Annotated in this window: 1 protein-coding gene; it reads right to left on the bottom strand. The window is 67.6% G+C overall.

The genetic code is table 11. The features are described 5' to 3' along the window. Positions 1-1,652: glycoside hydrolase family 2 TIM barrel-domain containing protein (locus ABZU25_RS34450; protein ID WP_355033545.1), on the bottom strand; the 1,652-nt coding region annotated here is incomplete at both ends.

Below are 1,652 nucleotides of genomic sequence, written 5' to 3'. Positions count from 1 at the left end.
GAGTCCGAATTGCCGGAGGCGGACCAGTACGGGAGGTCGACCGCGGCCACCGGGTTGAACGCCGCCTGCACCCGCTGGATCTGCGGGTTGCTCCAGGGGTCGGGCAGGTTGTCGGCGCCGTAGATGGGGTGACCGCCCTCCTCCGGGGTGAAGTCGGTGGACCGCACGCCGGGCACGACGCTGGCCCAGGCGGACAGCAGCGTGTACGGACGCAGGTCGGTGGCGCCCTTGCCGCGCTTGGCCAGGGTTGCCGTGGCGAACCACTCGAAGCCCTGCTTGTTGTTGCATGCCGGCCAGATAAACTCGCCCTCGCCGTCGGGCCGCCCATTCACGGTGATCAGGCCCTCCCCGTACCTGCCGAAGCCGTCGACGTAGTGCGGGATCACCGCGAAGTTGGCGTACGTCATCCCGGGATACAGGCTGACATTCCCGCCGACGCCCACCTCGACAATGATCGGCCGGGTGCCGTCGGCGCCGTTCATCGCCGCGTACAGGTCCTTCTCGAACTGTTCGGAATCCTGGCCGCTCTGGTTCGGCTCGTTGTTCTGACTCCAGCGGATGATCGCGGGGTGGTTGCGGTCGCGCAGGACCAGCGCACGGGCGTGGTTGACCATGTTGTCGCGCCCGACGGAGTTCTGCCACTCCTGCGAGGATTGGGAGCCGCGAATCGCCACCTCGTCGATGATCATCAGGCCCATCTCGTCGGCGACATCCAACATGTACGGGCTCCCGGGCTCCTGGTGGATGCGCACCACGTTGTAGTTCAGCCGCTGGTAGTTGTCCACCGCCTGCGGCCAGCCGCCGTTGCCGGACGACGGGGGCAGGAAGCCGGGCAGGGTGTGGTACGCGTCGCCCTTGCCGCCGTTGTTGATCCGGTCGTAGTCGGCACCCTGGAGGTTGTCGCCGCGGAAGTTCACGCGCACGCCGTTGAGGTAGTAGTAGTCACCGTTCTGGGTGGCCTCCCGGAACCCGAACCGGGACGTGGCGTCGCTGGTGTGCCCGTCATCGGTGACGGCATGCACCGTCAGCCCGTGCAACTGCGCCCGGTACCCCGACCGGTACGGCACATTGGGCCACCAGTACGAGGTGCTGTCGAGGTTCCACGCGACCGGCCCGACGGTCACGGTCACGGTCGAGCGGGCCGCCACGGTGACCGTACGGCTGGGCAGTGCCGGGTAGCTGAAAGCCGTTCCGTTGTTGGACGACAGCGACCCGGTCAACGTCACCGACCGGGAACTGCCCGACGTGTTACGCACCGACACGTCGTAGGTCAACGTCTTGTTCGCCACCGACGGACGCACGAATGTGTCGCTGACGTACACCGCCGGGTACACCCGCAGGAACGCGGACCCGAAGATCCCCTGCGGTACCGCCTCGGACCACGTGGCGGCGTCGGGCACCAGGTACCGGCCGTTGGACGCCTTCAACGCGCCGCGGCCCTTCACGTTCACGGTGATCGTGTGGGTGGTGCCGGGCGCCGCGTATGCGCTGATGTCGAAGTTCGAGGGGGTGAACGCCGTCGTCTGGGTGGCGACCACTCGGCCGTCGACGGAGAGTGTCGCCTGGTGGTTGACGGCGCCGAACTCGATCCAGGTCGACTGCGGCTGCCCCGAGTCCGGCACGGTGATGCTGCGCGAGTACACCGCCTCGTT

Origin of the sequence: Micromonospora sp. NPDC005215, assembly GCF_040607915.1 — a bacterium.
Taxonomy (GTDB): domain Bacteria; phylum Actinomycetota; class Actinomycetes; order Mycobacteriales; family Micromonosporaceae; genus Micromonospora.
The sequence above is the reverse complement of the archived record's forward strand: the minus strand, read 5'-3'. Positions and strand labels throughout refer to the sequence as shown.